Annotated in this window: 1 protein-coding gene; it reads right to left on the bottom strand. The window is 62.4% G+C overall.

What is annotated here, in order from left to right; genetic code table 11:
- Window positions 1–142: 142 nt before the first annotated feature.
- Window positions 143–1291: a glutathione-independent formaldehyde dehydrogenase gene (locus NCS02_RS20860; RefSeq protein WP_239294579.1), complete on the bottom strand. Its 1149-nt coding sequence runs from the start codon at window positions 1289–1291 to the stop codon at window positions 143–145.
- Window positions 1292–1301: the final 10 nt, after the last annotated feature.

Here is a 1301-nt window from a genome sequence, read left to right as displayed (position 1 = left end):
CGCCGTGGTGCCCGCTACGCGGTTCGTACCGTGCAGCGGGATCGACGAGACATGTTGGCGACGCTCGAGCCCATTGCACGCGTGGCAATGATTGAGCGATGAGCCCGAGCGCTCATGCAACCACGATCGCTGCGTCGCTTCGCTAACCTCCCGGATGCAAGACCACCTTGGTCCAGCCGTGGTCGCGCACGTCGAAGTGCTGATAGGCGTCAGGCGCTTGGTCGAGTTTCAACTCATGCGACACGATGAACGATGGCTTCGCGCGGCCCGCGTGTATCAGATCGCGCAACTGCCGGTTGTATGCCTTGACGTTGCACTGGCCCGTGGCGATGTGCTGCCCCTTGAACCAGCACTTGCCCCAGTCGAACGCGATCTGACCTTTCTTCGCCAGTTCGTCCTGCGCGCCCGGATCCTCGGGAATGAACACGCCCACCACGCCGATCCCGCCGGTGAACTTGACCGACGACACGAGGTTGTTCATCGTCAGATTGGGGTTCTCGTGGCGTTGCGGAGCCGGATCGTGGCACTGGTAGCCAACGCATTCGCATCCCACGTCCGCGCCCATGCCTTGGGTGAGATCCATGACCCGCTGCACCGGATCTTCCTTCGAATAATCGATCGCAATCGCGCCGATGGACTCCGCGAGCTTGAGCCGGTCGGGATGGCAATCGACCACCATGACGCTGCGGGCGCCCTTGATCATCGCCGAGTGCGCGGCCATCAGACCGACCGGTCCGGAGCCATAGATCACCACGGCGTCGCCGGGCCTCATGCCGGCGAGTTCGGTCGCGTGCCAGCCGGTCGGGAAGATGTCGGCGCACATCACGTAGTCGGTCTGCTTCTGCTGGGCGTCAGGCGGCAGCTTCAAGGACATGAAGTCGGCCCAAGGCACCCGAAGATATTCGGCCTGTCCGCCCGGCCACGGACCCATGTCCGCAAAGCCGAATGCGCCGCCGGCGATTCCCGGCTGGTTCGCGCTCAGGCAAAACGCCGTGAGGCCGCGCTCGCAGTTCATGCAGTGGCCACAACTTACATTGAATGGCAGGCACACCCAGTCGCCGGGCTTGATCCGCTCCACGGCAGGCCCGACCTCCTGAACGACGCCCAGATTTTCATGACCGAAGATGCGGCCTTGCTCGAAGTCGGTTCGGCCCTCGTACATATGCAGATCGGAACCGCAGATGTTGGTACTGGTGATTCTGACGATGGCGTCGGTCGGACGCTCGATCTTGGGATCCGGAACATTCTCGACCGTAACTTCACGAGGACCGCGATACACAACGGCTTTCATATGTTTCTCC

Source organism: Caballeronia sp. NCF2 (assembly GCF_023631205.1).
GTDB classification, from domain to species: Bacteria; Pseudomonadota; Gammaproteobacteria; order Burkholderiales; family Burkholderiaceae; genus Caballeronia; species Caballeronia zhejiangensis.
This window is presented reverse-complemented; position numbering and strand designations above follow the sequence as displayed.